Genomic DNA, 18988 nt, shown 5'->3' on the forward strand with positions numbered 1-18988 from the left:
GCCGATGTCCGACCGCCGCCATTTCCTGCGCCTGGGCGCCGGGGTTTCCGCCCTGGCACTGGCCGGTCCCGTCCTTGCCGCCGCGCCCGCGGCGACCGACCCGGCCCTGGCCGTGATCGCCGCGGCGCCGGACTTCGCCGCGCTGGAGGCGGCCAGCGGCGGGCGCCCGGGCGGATGCCTGCTGGGCACCGCCCGCGGCCGCGGGCAGGGCCACCGCCTGCCCGAGCGCTTTCCCATGTGCAGCACCTTCAAGGCGCTGCTGGCGGCGGCGGTGCTGGCGCAGGCCGACCAGGGCCGGTTGTCGCTGGACCGGCGCCTGCAGGTGCGCGCGCGGGACCTGCTGGAGCACGCGCCGGTGACCCGCCGCCACGTGGGCAAGGACCTGACCGTGCGCGACCTGTGCCGGGCCACCATGGTCACCAGCGACAACACCGCCGCCAACCTGCTGTTACAGGCCATCGGCGGCCCGGCGGCGGTGACCGCCTTCGTGCGCGCGCTGGGCGATGGCGTCACCCGCCTGGACCGCTACGAGCCGGAGCTCAACCTCCACGCGCCCGGCGATCCGCGCGACACCAGCAGCCCGGCGGCGATGGCCGCCAGCCTGGCCCGCGTCGTCGCCGGCGAAGCGCTGGCCCCGGCCTCGCGCCAGCAGCTGGCCGACTGGCTGGTCGACAACCAGACCGGTGACGCCTGCCTGCGCGCCGGCCTGGGCCCGCGCTGGCGGGTGGGCGACAAGACCGGCAGCGACGGCCGCGGCATCCGCAACGACGTGGCCGTGCTGTGGCCGCTGGCCGGCGGCGCGCCGCAGGTGCTGGCGGCCTTCCTGGAGGGCGCGCGGGTCGGGGCCGCGGCACGCGACGCGGTGCTGGCGCAGGCCGCGCGCCTGGCCGAGGGCCTGGTCGGCGGTGGCCAGCCGGCGGGACCTTGAAATCCGCGCTATCGTCCCCACGTCACCGTGGCCGGCCTCCGCCGCCGGCATCCATCTTCCCCGAACCTTTCTCCGTCATGCCGATTTACGCGTTCCAGTGCGCCGAATGCGGCCACAGCTTCGACCGCCTGCAGAAACTCTCCGATCCTGATCCGGACGCCTGTCCGGCCTGCCAGGCCAAGGGCGGCGTCCGCCGCCAGGTCACCGCGCCGGTGTTCCGCCTGGCCGGCAGTGGCTGGTACGAGACCGACTTCAAGAAGGACGGCGACAAGAAGCGCACCCTCGCCGACAAGGGCGAGGGCGGCGCGAAGTCGTCCGATGCCGGCAGCCCGGGCAGCAGCAGCACCACCGCCGCGACGGCCTCCTGAGGCCGCCGCGATCCGCCCACCCGGGGCCGGCCGGCATCACGCCGCGCCGGCCCTTTGCATTGCCGCTGCGGCGGCGCTCAACGCCCGGCGAAGCGCGCGCGGCAGCCGCCGTCCACCCAGACCAGGCCCTCGCGCTCCTTCCAGCCCCAGTTGTGGCCTTCCTGGCAGCGGGTGCTGGACAGCTGCTCGACCAGCACCGGGCGGCCCCAGCGGCGGTCCCAGTTGCCCGCGCGGAAGCGCTTGCCGTCGCTGCTGCAGGTGATCGTGTGGCCGGCGACGGCGCCGGCCAGGGCGAACTCGCCGCGGCAGCCGGCGTCCACCCAGATGTCGCCGCCGCGCTGGCCCCAGTTGCGGCCCTCGACGCAGGCGGGGTCGGACAGCTGCTTCACCAGCACGGCCCGGCCGCGGAAGCCGGCGGGGCCGAGCTGGGGGCGGCGGTCGCGGCTCTCGCAGCGGACGATGCCGCCGCTGCCGGCGTGCGGGCGGCCGCGCCCTTCGGCGAAGCGGCCGCGGCAGCCGCGGTCCCCCCACATGGTGCCGCCGCCACCGCCGAAGTTGACGCCCTCCACGCAGCGCGTCCTGGAGATGTTCTCCACCAGCACCGGACGGCCGCGGAAGGGCGTGCGGCATTCGCGGCGGCGGTGGTCGGTGCTGGAGCAGATCAGGGTCTGGCCGGTCCAGCTGGACCCGTTCCAGCCGCCCCAGCCGGCGCCCGGACGGCCGCTGCGGCTGCCGCGCAGGGACGCGGCGATGTCCTGGCGCACCTGGTCGAAGGTCCAGCCGGCGGCGACCCGGTCCAGGTAGAACTCGAGCTGGTCGTCGGGGATGGCCCGGCCCCGTGCCTGGCGGGCGTACTCGCGTTCGATCGTCTCCACCCGCTCCGGCAGCGGCATCCGCCGCAGGTCCTGGTGCCCGCGCCCTGGCTGGGCGGCGGCCGGGACGGAGGACAGGGCCAGGCACAGGGCCACCAGGGCCGCGGCCGGGAAGGCGGGCTTTCGACGCTGTATGGGGATCGGGACTCCTTGGTGCGGCCACCACGATGGTGGCGATGGGCGGGATTTAACCGGAGCCGGCTTAATGCCGCCCCACCGTGCCCGTCGCAGGGGGCGGCCGCATTTGCCGGACCGCCCCGGCACGCTCAAAATAACTGGCTTTTCCGGCGCCGGCGCGCCGGTCCCCCTCCGTGGAGTTCCCATGCGTACCCATTACTGCGGCCTGGTCGACGAGACCCTGATCGGCCAAACCGTCACCCTCGCCGGCTGGACCGACGTGGCCCGCAACCTCGGCGGCGTGTGCTTCATCGACCTGCGCGACCACGAAGGCATCGTCCAGGTCACGGTCGAGCCCGACAACGCCGAGGCCTTCGCCGTGGCCGCCTCGCTCGGCTACGAGGACGTGATCCAGGTCGAGGGCGTGGTCCGCGCCCGCCACGCGGTCAACGAGAAGATCCGCACCGGCAAGGTCGAGGTGATCGCCAGCCGCATCACCGTGCTCAACAAGGCCGCGCCGCTGCCGTTCCACGCCCACGAGAACCCGGGCGAGGACATCCGCCTGAAGTACCGCTACCTGGACCTGCGCCGCCCCGAGATGCAGCGCATGCAGCGCACCCGCATCCGCCTGGTGCAGGCCCTGCGCCGCTGGCTGGACGCGCGCGGCTTCCAGGACATCGAGACCCCGATCCTGACCAAGGCCACCCCGGAGGGTGCGCGCGACTTCCTGGTCCCGGCGCGCATGCATCCGGGCGAGTTCTACGCCCTGCCGCAGAGCCCGCAGCTGTTCAAGCAGATCCTGATGATCGCGGGCTTCGACCGCTACTACCAGGTCGCACGCTGCTTCCGCGACGAGGCCCTGCGCGCCGACCGCCAGCTGGAGTTCACCCAGCTGGACATGGAGTTCGCCTTCGTGCGCGAGCGCGACGTGCAGGACACCGTGGAGGCGATGATCCGAGACGTGTTCCGCGAGGTCATCGGCGTGGAGCTGGCCGACCCCTTCCCGCGCATGACCTGGGCCGAGGCCATGCGCCGCTACGGCTCGGACAAGCCGGACCTGCGCAACCCGCTGGAGCTGGTGGACGTGGCCGAACTGGTGAAGGACTGCGGCTTCGCGGTGTTCAGCGGCGCGGCCAACGACCCCAAGGGCCGGGTGGTGGCGCTGCGCATCCCTGGCGGGGCCAGCCTGAGCCGCAAGCAGATCGACGAGTACGCCGCGCACGCGGCCAAGTTCGGCGCCAAGGGCCTGGCCTACGCCAGGATCGACGGGAACGGCGCGGTCAACTCGCCGATCGCCAAGTTCTTCGCCGAGGACGCGTTCGCCGCGCTGCTGGCGCACGTGGGCGCGGACAAGGGCGACATCGTGTTCTTCGGCGCCGGCCCCTACAACAGGACCAGCGAGTTCATGGGCGCGGTGCGGCTGAAGGCCGGCAGGGACTTCGGCCTGGTCGAGGAGGGCTGGCGGCCGCTGTGGGTCACCGACTTCCCGATGTTCGAGTGGGACGAGGAGGAGCAGCGCTACGTGGCCCTGCACCACCCGTTCACCGCCCCGGCCGTGGACGACATCGAGCAGCTGCGCGCCGACCCGGCCTCGGCCGTCTCGCGCGGCTACGACATGGTGCTCAACGGCAACGAGATCGGCGGCGGCTCGATCCGCATCCACCGACCGGAGATGCAGAGTGCGGTGTTCGAGCTGCTGGGCATCGGCGCCGAGGAGGCGCAGGCCAAGTTCGGCTTCCTGCTGGACGCGCTCAAGTACGGCGCCCCGCCACACGGCGGCATCGCCTTCGGCATCGACCGCATCGCCGCGCTGATGGCCGGCACCGACTCGATCCGCGACGTGATCCCGTTCCCCAAGACCACCACCGCGCAGTGCCTGATGACCGGCGCGCCCTCGCCGGTGCCGGACGAGCAGCTGGCCGAAGTGCACGTGCGGGTGCGCGAGGAGTCGCTGCAGAAGTAGCCCGGCCGGGCCCGTGCCGCCGGCGCGGCGCGGGCCCCGGCAGGTCCCTTCAGGCCGCTCCCGCCAGGGGCCGGCTTCCATGGCAAGGAGGATGTGATGAGCCAGTTCGCGTTCGCGCTGCAATGGGAAAGGCTGGACAACGAGGGTTCCGAGCCCGGGCTGGTGACCGAGCGTGCGCGCGTGTTCGGCGGCTGGCTGGTCCGCGTCGGCAGCAACCCGTCCGCCATGGCCCTGGCCTTCGTTCCCGATCCCGGGGGGCGCTGGGACGGCGAGGACTTCGGCGAGGACGACTACGCCTGCGACGAGGACGACGAGGACTACGACGAGGACGGGGACGATGACGACGACCCCGACTTCGACGTGGACGACGAGTACGAGGAAGACGAGGACTGATGGAGCTGCGCCTGCGTCGCGCCGGGCCGGGTGACGCGGCGACGCTGTCATCGCTGTGCGCGCGCACCTTCACCGAGACCTTCGGCCACCTGTACCCGCCGGAGGACCTGGCCGCCTACCTGGCCGAGGCCTACGCCGTGGAGCGCCAGGCGCAGGTGCTGGCGCATCCGGACTATGCGGTGTGGCTGCTGGAGGACGCGGACGGCAACGCGCTGGGCCATGCCGCCGCCGGACCCTGCGGCCTGCCGCATCCGGAGGTGGCGCCGGGCGACGGTGAGCTGAAGCGGCTCTACCTGGTCAAGGGCCTGCAGCGCGCCGGCCACGGCACGCGCCTGATGCAGGCGGCGATGGACTGGCTGCTGCGCGACGGGCCGCGCACCCTGTGGGTGGGCGTGTGGTCGGAGAACCACGGCGCGCAGCGCTTCTACGCGCGCTGGGGCTTTGCCAGGGTGGGCGAATACCTGTTCCCGGTCGGCCGCCAGCGCGACCTGGAGTTCATCCTGCGCCGCCCGGCCGCGCCCTGAGACGCGCGCCGCGCCTCAGGGGCCGCCGGAGGCGATCCGGGCGCGGACCTGGCTGACCTCGGTGCGCGGTGGCGCACCGAACAGGCGCTTGTAGTCCCGGCTGAACTGCGAGGGGCTCTCGTAGCCGACCCGGTGCGCGGCCGCGCTGGCTTCCAGCCCTTCGGCGAGCATCAGCCGGCGTGCCTCGTGCAGGCGCAGCTGCTTCTGGAACTGCAGTGGCGACATCGTGGTGGCCGCCTTGAAGTTGTGGTGCAGCACCGACACGCTCATGTGCACCGCCCGGGCCAGTTCCCCGATGCGCAGCGGCTCCTGGAAGTGCTGGCGCAGCAGTTCGACGGCACGGGCGATCCGCTGCGGGCGGCTGTCGCGCACCGCGACCGCGCGCAGGTGCTGGCCCAGCTCCCCGCGCAGTACCCGGTAGAAGATCTCGCGGATCGCCATCGGTGCCAGCACCGGCAGGTCCTGCGGGTCGTCGAGCAGGCGCATCAGCCGCAGCACCGCGTCCAGCAGCTGCGGCGTCACCTGCGCCGCGAACGCGGCGCGGGCGATGCCGGGGCGGGCAGTCTGGCCGCCGGTGTCCAGCAGCAGGCTGGCGATCTGCTCCGGATCGATGTCCAGGCGCAGCGACAGGTAGGGCTTCTCCGGCGTGGCCTCCACCACCTGGCCCATCATCGGCAGGGTCATCGACACCACCAGGTAGTGCAGCGGGTCGTAGTGGTAGACCTGACCGCCGAGCATGGCGATCTTGCTGCCCTGCACGACGATGCACAGGCGCGGCTCGAACACGTTCGGCGCGCATGGCGTGGGCACGCTGGAGCGTGCCAGCTGCAGCTGCGGCAGCACCGTGGGGTGGATGCCGTCGCCCAGCGGACGCGTCAGCCGCGCGATGCGGTCGGCCAGCTCCGCCTGCTGCGCGGCGAGCGCGTGCGGGGCGATGGCGCGGGGAGGAGTCATCTCGCTCATGGCCTTCGGTCTCCTGCCGGTGCCGGGGATTATCCGGCGCCGGGCGGCCGGCGCCGCGCCGGCGCGGGCCGGTTTGCAGGATCGGGCAAGCCTGCGCCACCAATGGGATGCCGCCGGCGGCCAGCCGATGTTCACGCTCGCTGCGCTCGACCCGCTGCGGGGCGTGGTGCACGTGCCGCAGCGCATCGCCCTGCAGGTGCGGCCCGGGCTGCAGGCCGAGGTCGTCTTCCCCGGACTGCCCGGCGAACGCTTCCAGGCCGAGGTGGTGCGGGTGGCCGGCAGCATCGCCGGTGACACAGGCGGACCAGGGCGAGGCCATCGCCCTCCGCCGGGCGGCGCTGGGCCGCAATCCCGGCGGCCAGGTCGAGGTCCTGGACGGACCGGCGCCGGACGATGCCGTGGTGCTGTGGCCCAGCGCACTGCCGGCCGAAGGCAGCCGGGTGCGGGTGCTGCCGGCCGCGGCGCAGGGCGCCGGTTCGCAGCGGGAAGGCCCCCGGCGGCACCCGGCACGCGCGGCGACGGCCGCCTTGCGGCGGCCGTCGCTTGCAGCGTGGTCACTGGCGCAGGAATTCCAGCAGATCCTGGTTGAGCCGGTCCTTGTGCGTGTCGGTCAGGCCGTGCGGCGCGCCCGGGTACTCGATCAGCCTGGCACCGCGCACTAGCCTGGCGGTGACGCGGCCGGAGACGTCGATCGGCACGATCTGGTCGTCGTCGCCGTGGATCACCAGGGTCGGCACGTCGATCTTCGCCAGGTCTGCGCGCATGTCGGTGGCCGAAAACGCGGCGATGGAATCGTACGTGTTCTTGTGGCCGCCCTGCATGCCCTGCGCCCACCAGCTGTCGATCAGGCCCTGCGAGGGCTGCGCGCCGGGACGGTTGAAGCCGTAGAACGGGCCGGACGGGATGTCGCGGTACAGCTGCGCGCGGTTGGCCAGCTGGCCGGCGCGGATGCCGTCGAACACCTCGATGGGCACGCCGTCCGGGTTGTCCTCGGTCTTGAGCATGAACGGGGTGACAGCCGACACCAGCACCACCTTCTTCACCCGCGAGGTGCCGTGGCGGCCGATGTAGCGGGCCACCTCGCCGCCACCGGTGGAAAAGCCGACCAGGGTGGCGTCGCGCAGGTCCAGTGCGTGGATCACCGCGGCCAGGTCGTCGGCGTAGTGGTCCATGTCGTTGCCGTCCCAGGGCTGGCTGGAGCGGCCATGGCCGCGGCGGTCGTGCGCGACGACGCGGAAGCCGTGTCCGGCCAGGAACAGCATCTGCGACTCCCAGCTGTCGGAGTTCAGCGGCCAGCCGTGGCTGAAGGTGACGACCGGGCCGTCCTTCGGGCCCCAGTCCTTGAAGTACAGGCGCACGCCGTCGTGGGTGACGACGTGGTCGCCCTCGATGCGGGCGGCGGCGGCCGCCCGGGTCGGGGAGACCGGCGACGCGGCGGACGCGGAAGTGGTGTTGCGGATCTCGGTGGACATGGCGTCGGCTCCTGTCGGGGGGAAGGGAAGACCGGACGGCGCGGCCGTCCGGTGTGGCCATCTTCGCCGGCCGCTAACGCCGGGGGACGGCATAAAATCCGGAAAAATTGACCCGGAGTACGGCAATGGCCGACAGGCTGGCGGCGCTGATGGCGCACTTCCCGGTCAGCGCACGGGTGTTCAACGCCGGGCCGCTGTGCGGCATCAACACCCTGAATAGCGACGGCGTGCATGGCCAGCTGCACCTGGTGCGCAGCGGCGCGCTGGAGGTGCAGTACCGCAACGCCTCGCTGCAGGTGGACCGGCCGAGCCTGCTGTTGTTCCCGCGGCCGCTCACCCACCGCTTCATCACCGATCCGGAGCGCGGCGTGGACATGGTCTGCGCCAACCTCAGCTTCGAGGGTGGTGCCGGCAATCCGGTGGTGCGGGCGTTGCCGGAACTGCTGTGCGTGCCGCTGGAGGAGCTGCCGGAGACCGGCCTGGTGCTGTCGCTGCTGTTCCAGGAGGCGTTCGAGGAGCGCTGCGGGCGGGTGCCGCTGATCGGGCGCCTGTTCGAGGTGCTGATGATCCAGCTGCTGCGCCACCTGATGGAGCAGGGGCAGGTGCGCGCCGGCCTGCTGGCCGGGCTGGGCCACGCGCGCCTGCGCCATGCGCTGGTGGCCATGCACGAGGCTCCGGGGCGGGACTGGACCCTCGAGGGACTGGCCGCGAGGGCCGGGATGTCGCGCAGCGTGTTCGCCGACACCTTCCGCGACGTGGTCGGCATGACCCCGGGCCAGTACCTGCAGGGCTGGCGCGTCAGCCTGGCGCAGCGGGCGCTGCGTCGCGGCCGTCCGCTGAAGGTGATCGCCGCCGAGGTGGGGTATGCCAGCGAGGCGGCGCTGTCGCGCGCGTTCAAGGCCCACACCGGGGTGTCGCCGCGGGCATGGAAGGCCCGCCAGCAGGAGGCCGTGCTTGCGCGCTGACGGTGGCGGGGAGCGGGTGCTGCTGATCCATGGCCTGTGGAACCGGCCGTGGTGGCTGCTGCCGCTGGCCTGGCGGCTGCGCCGATCCGGTTTCCTGGTTGGCCACTTCGGTTATCCCAGCATCGTCGGCGGCGCCGAGGGTGCCTGCCAGGCCCTGGTCGAGCGCCTGCGCGGCGGGCCGCCGTGCCACCTGGTCGGGCACAGCCTGGGCGGACTGGTGGCGCTGGAGGCGCTGCGCCGGGCCCCGGACCTGCCGGTGCGGCGGGTGGTGTGCCTGGGCTCGCCGCTGTGCGGCAGTGCCACGGCGCGCCGGCTGGCGCTGCGGCCGTGGTCGGCCTGGCTGCTGGGGCGCTCGGCCGGAATGCTGCTGCGTGGCTGCCGGCCCTGGGACGGCAGCGCCGAGGTGGGCGTGATCGCCGGCGACCGGCCGCGCGGTATCGGCCGGCTGCTGGCCGCGGTGGATGCGGCCTCGGACGGCACCGTCGCCCTGCACGAGACCTGCCTGCAGGGCGTGGCCGGGTACTGCCGGGTGCGCGCCAGCCACACCGGGCTGGTGCTGTCGGCCGAGGCGGCGCGGCAGACGGCCGCCTTCCTGCGCACCGGCCGTTTCCAGGCCGGCCCCGGCGGGGAACCGGGGGCGCCGGTATAATTCCCCGCCTTGTTCACAGCAGCACTACGGATACCGATGGCCGGGCATTCCAAGTGGGCCAACATCCAGCACCGCAAGAACGCGCAGGACGCGAAGCGGGGCAAGATCTTCACCAAGCTGATCCGAGAGATCTCCGTGGCCGCGCGCATGGGCGGCGGCGATCCTTCCGCCAACCCGCGCCTGCGCTCGGCCGTGGACAAGGCGCTGTCGGCCAACATGGCCAAGGACGTGATCGAGCGCGCGATCAAGAAGGCCACCGGCGAGCTGGAGGGCGTGAACTACGAGGAGGTCCGCTACGAGGGCTACGCCCCCGGCGGCGTGGCGGTGATCGTGGACTGCCTGACCGACAACAAGGTGCGCACCGTCGCCGACGTGCGCCATGCCTTCGGCAAGTTCGGCGGCAACCTGGGCACCGACGGCTCGGTGTCCTTCATGTTCCGCAAGCTGGGCGTGCTGAGCTTCGCCCCGGGCGCGGACGAGGAGAAGATCACCGAGGCCGCGATCGAGGCCGGCGCCGACGACGTGGTGGTCTACCCCGAGGACGGCTCGATCGACGTGCTGACCGCGCCGGAGAACTTCGCCGCGGTGCGCGACGCGATGAAGGCGGCCGGGCTGGAGCCGGCCCAGGCCGAGGTCACCTACCGCGCCGACAACGAGGTGTCGGTGACCGGCGAGACCGCGCAGCAGGTCGCCAAGCTGCTCGACTGGCTGGAGGACCTGGACGACGTGCAGAACGTCTACTCCAACGCCGACCTCGGCGAGGACGCCTACTCGTGAGCGCCGCGGCCGGGAGCGGGGCGGCGCCGTGCGGGCGGCCGCCTTTCCCGTGCTCCCGGTCCGCCGGGGCGGTTCCCGGTGGCAGCCGCCCATGACCCGCATCCTCGGCATCGATCCCGGTTCGCAGCGCACCGGCGTGGGCATCATCGACGTCGACGCCACCGGGCGTGCGCGCCACGTCCACCACCAGGCGCTGGTGCTGCTGGGCGAGGGCGGCTTCGCCCAGCGCCTGCGCCGGCTGCTGGACGGCCTAGGCGCGCTGATCGACGAGTACCGCCCGGACGAGGCGGCCATCGAGCAGGTGTTCGTGGGCCGCAGCCCGGAGTCGGCGCTCAAGCTGGGCCAGGCGCGCGGCGCGGCGATCAGTGCGGTGGTGCTGCGCGACCTGCCGGTGAGCGAGTACGCCGCGCGCGAGGTCAAGCTGGCGGTGGTCGGCACCGGCGGCGCGGAGAAGGCCCAGGTCCAGCACATGGTCGCGGCCATGCTGGGCCTGAGCGGGCGCCTGCAGGCCGACGCCGCCGACGCCCTCGCCGTGGCCCTGACCCATGCCCACGTGCGCGCCACCGCGCGGCGGCTGGGCGTGGCCGCGCGCGAGGCCTGGAGCAGAAAATGAGCCGGACCGAGTTCCGCTGGAGGATGTGCCCATGATCGGACGCCTGCGCGGCATCGTGGCGGTGAAGCAGCCGCCCTGGCTGGTGGTGGACGTCAACGGCGTCGGTTACGAGCTGGAGGCGCCGATGAGCACCTTCTACGACCTGCCCGAGGTCGGGCGCGAGGTGCACCTGTTCACCCACTACGCGCAGAAGGAGGACAGCGTGGCGCTGTACGGCTTCCTGCGCGAGAGCGAGCGGCGCCTGTTCCGCGACGTGCAGCGGGTCAGCGGCATCGGTGCCCGCATCGCCCTGGCGATCCTGTCCGGGGTGAGCGTGGACGAGTTCGCGCGCCTGGTCCAGGCTGGCGACGTCACCGCGCTGACCCGCATCCCCGGCATCGGCAAGAAGACCGCCGAGCGCATCGTGGTGGAGCTGCGCGACCGCGCCGGCGACCTGGCCGGCGGCGGCGCCGCGGCCGGGATGCCCGCCGCGGCCGGCGATCCCCAGGCCGACGCCGCCATCGCCCTGCAGCAGCTGGGCTACAAGCCGGCCGAGGCCGCACGCATGGCGCGCGACGCGGCCGCAGCCGGCGACGACGCGGCCGCGATCATCCGCAAGGCGTTGCAGTCGGCGCTGCGCTGATCTTTACTTGGCGGATGACCATGTCCAGCTCCCAGCAGGCACAGCAAGCGGGCTCCACGGGGCATGCCCAGGGCGGGCACCTGGCCCTGGTGATGGCCGCCATCGGTGTGGTGTTCGGCGACATCGGCACCAGCCCGCTGTACACCATCAAGGAGGCCTTCTCCGGCCACTACGGCCTGCAGCCCGACCACGCCACGGTGCTGGGCGTGCTGTCGCTGGTGTTCTGGTCGCTGATCCTGGTGGTCACGGTCAAGTACGTGACCATCATCATGCGCGCCGACAACAACGGCGAGGGCGGCATCATGGCGCTGATGGCGCTGGCCCAGCGCAGCCTGCGCCCGGGTTCGCGCTCGGCCTACCTGGTCGGCATCCTCGGCATCTTCGGTGCCTCGCTGTTCTTCGGCGATGGCGTGATCACCCCGGCCATCTCCGTGCTCGGCGCGATGGAGGGCCTGGAAGTGGCCGCGCCGGGGCTGCACAACTTCATCGTCCCGCTGACAATCGTGGTGCTGGTGGTGCTGTTCGCCAGCCAGCGCTTCGGCACCGCCAAGGTCGGCAAGGTGTTCGGCCCGGTGACCATGCTCTGGTTCGTGGCCATCGCCGCGATCGGTGCCTGGAACATCATCAAGGCGCCGGAGGTGCTCAAGGCCTTCAATCCGTGGTGGGCGGTGCTGTTCTTCGCCGACCACGGCTGGCACGGCGTGTTCATCTTCGGCGTGGTGGTGCTGGCGGTGACCGGCGGCGAGGCGCTGTACGCGGACATGGGCCACTTCGGCGCCCGGCCGATCCGCCACGCCTGGTACTTCTTCGTGCTGCCGTCACTGATGCTCAACTACCTGGGCCAGGGCGCGCTGCTGCTGGAGGACCCGGCCGCGGTGCGCAACCCGTTCTACGTGGGCGTGCCGCAGTGGGGCCTGATTCCGATGATCGTGCTGGCCACGGCGGCCACGGTGATCGCCTCGCAGGCGGTGATCACCGGCGGCTTCTCGGTGGCGCGCCAGGCCATGCAGTTGGGCTACATCCCGCGCATGCGCATCAAGCACACCTCCAGCGAGACCATCGGCCAGATCTACATCCCCGCGATCAACTGGTCGATGATGGTGGTCGTGGTGGGCCTGGTGCTGGCCTTCCGCAGCTCCTCCAACCTGGCCGTGGCCTACGGCATCTCGGTCTCGGCCACCATGCTGATCGACACCCTGCTGCTGGCGCTGGTGGCGCGCACGCTGTGGCCGGTGTGGCGGCGCTGGGTGCTGCCGCTGTGCGTGGGCTTCTTCCTGATCGACGTGGCCTTCGTCGTGGCCAACGGCGCCAAGCTGCTGCAGGGCGCCTGGTTCCCGGTGGTGCTGGGCGTGCTGCTGTTCGTGCTGATGCGCACCTGGCGGCGCGGCCGGGAACTGCTGCGTGAGGAGATCCGCAAGGGCGGCATCCGCGTGGACACCTTCCTGCCCGGGCTGATGCTGGCCCCGCCGGTGCGCGTGCCGGGCACGGCGGTGTTCATGACCAGCGACAGGGACGTGGTGCCGCAGGCGCTGCTGCACAACCTCAAGCACAACAAGGTGCTGCACGAGCGCAACGTGTTCCTGACCGTCGAGACGCGCGACGTGCCCTACGTGCCGCGCTCGCAGCGGCTGAAGATCGAGCCGATCGGCGACGGGTTCTACCGGGTCACGGTGCGCTACGGCTTCATGGAGACGCCGGACGTGCCGCTGGCGCTGATGGGGGCCTGCGACGACGAAAGCGGCCTGACCTTCGACCCGATGGAGACCACCTACTTCGTCAGCCGCCAGACCGTGGTCGCCAACCGGCACCGGGGCATGCCGGTCTGGCGCGACCGGCTGTTCGCGGTCATGCACCGCAATGCCGCGCCGGCGGACCAGTTCTTCCGCATCCCGGGCAACCGGCTGGTCGAGCTGGGCGCGCAGGTGGAGATCTGAACGGGATTTTCCCGCGCCGCCCGCTTGCCCGCATAATCGCCGCATGAACCAGACACGCATCCTCGGAGCCGCCGTCACCCGCGAGGACGAGGCCTTGGAGGCCTCGATCCGCCCGCAGCGCCTGGACGAGTACCTCGGCCAGCAGCCGGTGCGCGAGCAGATGCAGATCTACATCGAGGCCGCGCGCGCGCGCGGCGAGGCGCTGGACCACGTGCTGATCTTCGGCCCGCCGGGCCTAGGCAAGACCACGCTCAGCCACGTGATCGCCAACGAGCTGGGGGCGAACCTGCGGGTGACCTCCGGTCCCGTGATCGAAAAGGCCGGCGACCTGGCCGCGCTGCTGACCAACCTGCAGCCGCACGACGTGCTGTTCATCGACGAGATCCACCGCATGTCGCCGGTGGTGGAGGAGGTCCTCTACCCGGCGATGGAGGATTTCCAGATCGACATCATGATCGGCGAGGGCCCGGCCGCGCGCTCGATCAAGATCGACCTGCCGCCCTTCACCCTGATCGGCGCCACCACCCGGGCGGGCCTGCTGACCGCGCCGCTGCGCGACCGCTTCGGCATCGTGCAGCGGCTGGAGTTCTACACGCCGGAGGAGCTGACCCGGATCGTGCGCCGCTCGGCGCGGATCCTGGGCATCGACTGCGAGCCGGAGGGCGCGGCCGAGATCGCGCGCCGCTCGCGCGGTACCCCGCGCATCGCCAACCGCCTGCTGCGACGGGTGCGCGACTATGCCCAGGTCAAGGCCGGCGGGCGCATCGACAGGGACGTGGCGCAGGCGGCCATGGCCATGCTCAAGGTGGACCCGCAGGGCTTCGACGAGCTGGACCGGCGCCTGCTGCGCACGGTGATCGAACACTTCGACGGCGGCCCGGTGGGCGTGGAGTCGCTGGCGGCCTCGCTGTCGGAGGAGCGTGGCACCCTGGAGGACGTGGTCGAGCCGTTCCTGATCCAGCAGGGCTTCCTGGTGCGCACCGCGCGCGGGCGCATGGCCACCGCCAAGGCCTACCGCCACCTGGGCCTGCCCACGCCCACCCGCGGCGAGATCGGCGAGCTGTTCTGAGCGGCCATGCCCCTTCCGCCGGGCGGCGGGGGGAAGGTCAGCGCTGCAGGCGCTGCGCCGCCATCCGCGCGCAGGTGGCCACCGCCGCCTCCAGGCTGGAGGGATCGGCCAGGCCCTTGCCGGCCAGGTCCAGGGCGGTGCCGTGGTCCACGGCCACGCGCGGGTAGGGCAGGCCCAGGGTCAGGTTCACCGCGCGCTCGAAGCCGCTGTACTTGAGCACTGGCAGGCCCTGGTCGTGGTACATGGCCAGCACCGCGTCGAAGCCGCGCAGCCGGGCGGGCAGGAAGGCGGTGTCGGCCGGCAGCGGGCCGGCCAGGCGCATGCCCTCGCCGCGCAGCTGCTCCAGCACCGGGCCGATGACCTCGATCTCCTCGCGCCCCAGGTGGCCGTCCTCGCCGGCGTGCGGATTGAGCCCGAGCACGGCGATCACCGGGTCGGCGATGCCGAAGTCGGTGCGCAGGGCGCGGTGGGTGATCGCCAGCACCCGGCGCAGGAGTCCGGCGTCGATGGCGTCAGGCACCGCGCGCAGCGGCAGGTGGGTGGTGGCCAGGGCCACCCGCACCACGTCGTTGGCCAGCATCATCACCACCTCGCAGCCGGCGTGGCCGGCCAGCAGCTCGGTGGTGCCGGTGTAGGGGATGCCGCCCTCGTTGATGGCCGACTTCTGCACCGGGCCGGTGACCATGCCCTGGAAGCGGCCGTGCAGGCAACCGTCGGCCGCGTCCAGCAGGGCGTCCACCACCGCACGCGCGTTGCGCGGGTCCGGGCGGCCGAAAGCCACCGTGTTGGCGTTGGGGAACATGCGCAGCGGCAGGTCGCCGGGCGCGCGCGCCGGCTGGTCCTCGTGCAGCAGGTTCAGGGGCAGACCCAGCGCCTCGGCCGCGGCCTGCAGGGTCAGCGGGTCGGCGAAGGCGACCAGGCGGCAGTCGCTGCGCGGCCGTTGCGCCAGCCGCACACACAGCTCCGGCCCGACGCCGGCCGGCTCGCCCGGTACCAGCGCAAGCCGGGGCAGCATGGCATCAGCCGCCGGCCGGCGGGGTCTCGCCGGAGGTGCCGATCGGGTCCACGTCCTCTGCGCGGTCGCCGGCGCGGTAGACCACGTAGGCCTCGCCGCGCAGCTCCTGCAGGAAGCGCTCGTACTCCTCCTCGAGCTTGCGGCGGCCGATGGTGTCGCGGACCTGGGCGCGGCGGGCCTCGTCGGTCACGTCGCTCTCGCGCCGGGCCACGCGCTGGATGATGTGCCAGCCGGCCTCGCTGCGGAACGGCTGCGACACCTGGCCGTCCTCCAGCGCGGTGATCTGGCCGCCGAACTCCTCGCCGTAGGCCTCGGCCGGGAACCAGCCCAGGTCGCCGCCCTGGCCGCGGGTGTTGTTGTCCTCGGAGGCCTCGCGGGCCACCGCCTGGAAGTCCTCGCCGGCCTCGATGCGGGCGCGCAGGGCCTCGATCTTGGCGCGCGCGGCGGCGTCGTCCTGGCGGTCGTTGACCCGGGCCAGGATGTGGCGGACGTGGTACTCGGTCAGGGTCTGGGCCGGGGCCTGGTCGGCGTCGCGCACGTCCACCAGCTGCAGCAGCTGGAAGCCGCTGGGGCCGCGGATCGGGCCGATGATCTGGCCCGGCTGCATGTCGCGGATCAGCCGCGCGAACGCGGTCGGGACCTCGTCCAGGCTGCGCCAGCCCAGGTCGCCGCCCTCCAGGGCGTTGGGGCTGTCGGAATAGCGCACGGCCGCGGCGGCGAAGTCCATCTCGCCGCGGTCGATCACGCTCTTGATGCCGTCGATCTTGCGCTGGCCGGTGGCGATCTGCTCGGCGGTGGCGCCCTCCGGCAGGGCCACCAGGATGTGGGCCAGGCGGTACTGGCGGCCGCTGGCAGCCTGCTGGGCCAGGGCGGCGTCCACCTCGGCCTCGCTCACGCTGACGCGCTGGACGAAGCTCTGGCGCAGGCGCTGCACGGTGATCTCGTCGGCCAGGGAGCGGCGGAACTCCTCGAAGGCCATGCCGTCGGCGGCCAGGCGCTCGCGCAGGCCCTCCACGGTCATGCCGTTCTGCTGAGCGATCGTGGCCACGGCGCGGCTGATCTCCTGGTCGTTGACCCGGATGCCCATGGAACGGGCACGGGCCACCTGCAGCCGCACCAGCACCAGGCGCTCCAGCACCTGGCGCTCGAGCACCGGGCGCGGCGGCAGCTGGTTCTCGCGGCCGGCGTACTGCGCCAGGATGTTGCGCACCGCCAGGTCCAGCTCGCTCCTGAGGATCACGTCCTCGTCCACGATCGCGGCGATGCGCTCGACCGGCTGCAACTGCTGCGCCAGGGCGGAGAACGGGAAGGGCAGCAGCAGCAGGGCCGCCAGGAGGATCGCGGAGATGCGTCGGCTCATGGACTCAGGGAATGAGGTTCGGATCGTAGTCGTCCGGATCGGGCGTGGTGTTGCTGGGCGGGACCAGGTACAGGTCGTCGCGGTGGTAGCCGAGAATAGCACGCCGCAGGGTGCGCTCCGTGTCCTGGCCGGCCGAACCCAGGCCCTTGAGCACGAACTCCACCTGAATGGCGTTGTCCAGGTCGCCCTCGCGGTTGCGTACGTAGCGGCGGGCCAGGGCGCGCACGGCCAGGCAGCAGCTGTCCCACTGCACGCCGGCGATGGCCTCCAGCAGCTTGTCGTCCTGGAGGGAGTGGTAGTACCGGCCCACCACGCTCCAGGTCTGGTTGATCGGATAGAGGAAGGAGGCGTCGGCCTGCTCCAGCAGGCCACGGCGGTAGCGGTAGCTGAGGTTGACCACGCCGTCGTCCGGCCACAGGTAGCGGGCGCGGATGCTGGCCAGGTCCTCGCGGCGGAACTTGGGGTCCCACTGGTAGGAGGTGCCCAGGGTCCAGCGGTCGTTGACCACGTAGTTGGCGTCGGCCACCCAGGCCGACTTGCCGCGCTCGACCGGGGTCTCGCCGGCCGCGACCACGCGCGAGTCCTCGAAGTAGCGGATCTGGCCGATGCTGGCCGACAGCTTCTCGCGGCCGTCCGACTGCCGGATCAGGCGCGTGCTCAGGGCCACGGTGAGCTGGTTGGCGTCGGTCTGGCGGTCGGCGCCGGAGTAGCGGTTGTCGCGGAACAGCTGGCCCCAGCTGAAGGTGAACGGGCGGGTGTCGAACAGCGGCAGCCCGTCCTGGTCGCGGTAGGGCGCGTACAGGTAGAACACGCGCGGCTCGAGCGTGTTCAGGTAGGCGTTGCCGCCCCAGGTGACCTCGCGGTCGAAGTACACGCCGGCGTCCACGCTGCCGATCGGCAGGCTGCGGGTCGGGTTGCGGTCGCCGCCCAGGCTGTCGGCCAGGCCGGACTCCAGCTGGTAGGCGGTGTAGCGCCAGGCCAGGGTCGGGGTCAGGTACCAGGCCGGCCCGCCCAGGCGTGCGGAGATCGAGGGCTTGAGGTCCAGGCGGCGGCCGCCGTCGCGCACGCTGTGGTGGAAGTTCACCGCCTCCGCCCACAGGCCCGCGTCCAGCCAGCGGCCCAGCGGCTGCTCCCAGTTGACGTAGGCGCGCGGCAGGCGGCTGTACGGCAGGTTGGCGTCGGTCAGCGTGTAGTCGGTCAGCTGGAAGTGCTCGGCCATGGCCCCGGCCGTCCAGTACTGGCCGGTGCCGAACACGCCGGCGGTGCTCTGCAGGTAGGAGGCCGAGACGCCTGCCAGGCGGTTGCTGAAGTCCTCCACGTAGCGGTCGTCGCTGACCCAGCCGACGTTGGCGCGCGCCTGCCAGTGCGCGTCCAGGTTGTGGTAGCCGTTGAAGGAGAAGCGGCCGCGGTCGCGGTCGCGCAGGTCGTCGTCGGGCATGTAGCTGGCGTCGAAGGTGCCGCGGCCCTTGCCGTACAGGTAGCGGAATTCGGCGTCCAGCATGAAGCCGCGCTTGGTCATCAGGCGCGGGGTCAGGGTGGCGTCGTAGTTCGGCGCCAGGTTGAGGTAGACCGGCTGGCGGTAGTCGAAGCCGTTGCGGCCGGACATGCTCACCGACGGGTACAGCAGGCCGGTGCGGCGGCGGTCGTCCACCGGGAACTTGAACCACGGCACGTACAGCACCGGGAAGCGGCCCAGGCGCAGCACCGCGTTGCGGGCCACGCCGAAGCCCTCGTCGTTGTCCACGTCGATGCGCTGGGCGCGCAGCTCCCAGGCCTGCTGCGACGGATCGCAGGTGCTGTAGGTGGAGTGGTGCATCTGCCCCAGCGGGCCATGCAGGCGGATCGATTCGGCGCCGCCGTTGCCGCGCCGGTCCACCAGCTGGTAGCGGACGTTGGTGATGACGTGGGTGTCCTCGTCCTGGTTGCCCTCGGCGCGGTCGGCGACGATGCGGATGCCGGAGTCCTGGTAGCGGACGTTGCCCTCGGCCACGTAGGTGCCGCTTTCCACGTCGAAGCGCAGCGCGTCGGTGCCGAGGAACTGGTCGCCGCGGACCAGGGCCACGTTGCCCTGGTACTGCGGGGGGGTCTGGGTGCCGGAGAGGCTGTCGCCCTCGATCTCGGTCGGTTGCTGGTCGCGCGCGACCGCGCCGGCCGCCGCCGGGGGCGCGTCATCGAACGGGGGGACGATGTCGCCGGCCGGGCACAGGGCCCAGCTCAGCGGCTTGTCCTCGGCCGCGGCCGGCAGGCACACGGCGATGGCGAGCGGGAGCGGCAGCAGGCGCAGGGGGAATCGCACGGGCTCGGGTATCCGGGGAAAAAACGGCCGTAGCTTGCAGGAAGGGGGTGCATGGGGGCAATGAAAGGCGGCCGCCTGGGGCGGCCGC

General features: G+C 72.4%; 18 protein-coding genes. 12 read left to right on the plus strand and 6 right to left on the minus strand.

Annotated features, from left to right (window positions below; genetic code table 11):
* Positions 1-4 precede the first annotated feature (4 nt).
* Complete coding sequence (gene bla, locus CR938_RS00675) at positions 5-928, plus strand: class A beta-lactamase (protein ID WP_162123156.1); 924 nt, start codon at positions 5-7, stop codon at positions 926-928.
* A 77-nt stretch (positions 929-1005) separates the two neighbouring features.
* Positions 1006-1296: an FmdB family zinc ribbon protein gene (locus tag CR938_RS00680; protein WP_162123157.1), complete on the plus strand. Its 291-nt coding sequence runs from the start codon at positions 1006-1008 to the stop codon at positions 1294-1296.
* A gap of 77 nt (positions 1297-1373) precedes the next feature.
* On the opposite strand, the gene CR938_RS00685 is transcribed toward CR938_RS00680, so the two are convergent.
* Entirely contained in the window at positions 1374-2036 is a 663-nt protein-coding gene (locus CR938_RS00685; RefSeq protein WP_425502391.1) for a DUF3011 domain-containing protein, read from the minus strand.
* 454 nt (positions 2037-2490) lie between these two features.
* On the opposite strand from CR938_RS00685, the gene aspS reads away from it, so the two are divergent.
* The 3 genes from aspS (at position 2491) to CR938_RS00700 (ending at position 5165) form a co-directional block, all read left to right on the plus strand.
* Positions 2491-4248 carry an aspartate--tRNA ligase gene (gene aspS / locus CR938_RS00690; protein ID WP_162123158.1) on the plus strand — a complete coding sequence of 586 codons (1758 nt, stop codon included), beginning with the start codon at positions 2491-2493 and terminating at the stop codon, positions 4246-4248.
* A gap of 96 nt (positions 4249-4344) precedes the next feature.
* Positions 4345-4641: a DNA primase gene (locus tag CR938_RS00695; RefSeq protein WP_162123159.1), complete on the plus strand. Its 297-nt coding sequence runs from the start codon at positions 4345-4347 to the stop codon at positions 4639-4641.
* Positions 4641-5165 carry a GNAT family N-acetyltransferase gene (locus tag CR938_RS00700; protein ID WP_162123160.1) on the plus strand — a complete coding sequence of 175 codons (525 nt, stop codon included), beginning with the start codon at positions 4641-4643 and terminating at the stop codon, positions 5163-5165. Before CR938_RS00695 ends, CR938_RS00700 begins: the two co-directional genes overlap by 1 nt.
* A gap of 15 nt (positions 5166-5180) precedes the next feature.
* Here CR938_RS00700 and CR938_RS00705 read toward each other — a convergent pair whose 3' ends face one another.
* Together CR938_RS00705 and CR938_RS00710 are read right to left on the minus strand one after the other, a co-directional pair.
* Positions 5181-6128, minus strand: a complete 948-nt coding sequence (locus tag CR938_RS00705; RefSeq protein WP_162123161.1) for an AraC family transcriptional regulator — start codon at positions 6126-6128, stop codon at positions 5181-5183.
* A 554-nt stretch (positions 6129-6682) separates the two neighbouring features.
* Positions 6683-7600 carry an alpha/beta fold hydrolase gene (locus tag CR938_RS00710; protein ID WP_162123162.1) on the minus strand — a complete coding sequence of 306 codons (918 nt, stop codon included), beginning with the start codon at positions 7598-7600 and terminating at the stop codon, positions 6683-6685.
* Positions 7601-7725: 125 nt separating this feature from the next.
* Between CR938_RS00710 and CR938_RS00715 the strand changes: the two genes are divergently transcribed.
* The 7 genes from CR938_RS00715 (at position 7726) to ruvB (ending at position 14229) form a co-directional block, all read left to right on the plus strand.
* Positions 7726-8565: an AraC family transcriptional regulator gene (locus CR938_RS00715; RefSeq protein WP_162123163.1), complete on the plus strand. Its 840-nt coding sequence runs from the start codon at positions 7726-7728 to the stop codon at positions 8563-8565.
* A gap of 19 nt (positions 8566-8584) precedes the next feature.
* Positions 8585-9214 carry an esterase/lipase family protein gene (locus CR938_RS00720; RefSeq protein ID WP_246190928.1) on the plus strand — a complete coding sequence of 210 codons (630 nt, stop codon included), beginning with the start codon at positions 8585-8587 and terminating at the stop codon, positions 9212-9214.
* Between the two features lie 36 nt (positions 9215-9250).
* Positions 9251-9991, plus strand: a complete 741-nt coding sequence (locus tag CR938_RS00725) for a YebC/PmpR family DNA-binding transcriptional regulator (RefSeq protein ID WP_162123165.1) — start codon at positions 9251-9253, stop codon at positions 9989-9991.
* A 91-nt stretch (positions 9992-10082) separates the two neighbouring features.
* Complete coding sequence (ruvC, locus tag CR938_RS00730) at positions 10083-10604, plus strand: crossover junction endodeoxyribonuclease RuvC (RefSeq protein WP_162123166.1); 522 nt, start codon at positions 10083-10085, stop codon at positions 10602-10604.
* A 31-nt stretch (positions 10605-10635) separates the two neighbouring features.
* Positions 10636-11226, plus strand: a complete 591-nt coding sequence (gene ruvA, locus CR938_RS00735) for a Holliday junction branch migration protein RuvA (RefSeq protein ID WP_162123167.1) — start codon at positions 10636-10638, stop codon at positions 11224-11226.
* Between the two features lie 20 nt (positions 11227-11246).
* Positions 11247-13160, plus strand: a complete 1914-nt coding sequence (locus tag CR938_RS00740; RefSeq protein ID WP_162123168.1) for a potassium transporter Kup — start codon at positions 11247-11249, stop codon at positions 13158-13160.
* A 43-nt stretch (positions 13161-13203) separates the two neighbouring features.
* Positions 13204-14229 (plus strand): Holliday junction branch migration DNA helicase RuvB, encoded by a 1026-nt coding sequence (gene ruvB, locus CR938_RS00745; protein ID WP_162123169.1) that lies wholly within the window; start codon positions 13204-13206, stop codon positions 14227-14229.
* Between the two features lie 37 nt (positions 14230-14266).
* Here the strand turns inward: ruvB and pdxA are convergent, their stop codons facing one another.
* The 3 genes from pdxA to lptD are packed head-to-tail and all read right to left on the minus strand — an operon-like array spanning position 14267 to position 18900.
* Positions 14267-15244, minus strand: coding sequence for a 4-hydroxythreonine-4-phosphate dehydrogenase PdxA (pdxA, locus tag CR938_RS00750; protein ID WP_162123170.1), 978 nt, complete (start codon positions 15242-15244; stop codon positions 14267-14269).
* A 4-nt stretch (positions 15245-15248) separates the two neighbouring features.
* The gene (locus CR938_RS00755; protein ID WP_162123171.1) at positions 15249-16604 is read right to left on the minus strand and encodes a peptidylprolyl isomerase; all 1356 of its coding nucleotides are present in this window, start codon (positions 16602-16604) and stop codon (positions 15249-15251) included.
* Positions 16605-16608: 4 nt separating this feature from the next.
* Positions 16609-18900: an LPS assembly protein LptD gene (lptD, locus tag CR938_RS00760; RefSeq protein ID WP_246190923.1), complete on the minus strand. Its 2292-nt coding sequence runs from the start codon at positions 18898-18900 to the stop codon at positions 16609-16611.
* Positions 18901-18988 lie beyond the last annotated feature (88 nt).

This window comes from Pseudoxanthomonas taiwanensis (assembly GCF_010093135.1).
GTDB classification, from domain to species: Bacteria; Pseudomonadota; Gammaproteobacteria; order Xanthomonadales; family Xanthomonadaceae; genus Pseudoxanthomonas; species Pseudoxanthomonas taiwanensis.